The following is a 278-nucleotide window of genomic DNA, read 5'->3' as shown; positions in this document are numbered from 1 at the left end:
GAACGGTTTACCAGGGAAGATGGATCCTTTATTGACATTGCAGCCTGTGCCAGAAAAGATGCACCGGGTATCGTAGCAATCTACTATTACACATCTCCTGAATTTGCCAGAAACTATACGCTGACGATACAGGGACTTTTAAAGGGCTATAGTGCTCAGAAAGATGGAACGATTATTGTTGCAGACGAGGGAATCGTTGTTGCCAGTAATGATGAGAGTCTGTTAGGACATAATACAGCCGACAACGAAGTTGTTCAGGCAATGAAAAAGCATACAGA

1 pseudogene is annotated in these 278 nt (G+C 43.2%); it reads left to right on the top strand.

Features of this window, described 5'->3' with window-relative positions:
* Nucleotides 1-278 (top strand): annotated as a pseudogene (locus DW922_RS17350) (hybrid sensor histidine kinase/response regulator); the annotation flags it as partial.

Origin of the sequence: Clostridium sp. AM42-4, assembly GCF_003480105.1 — a bacterium.
Taxonomy (GTDB): Bacteria; Bacillota; Clostridia; order Lachnospirales; family Lachnospiraceae; genus Brotaphodocola.
This window is presented reverse-complemented; position numbering and strand designations above follow the sequence as displayed.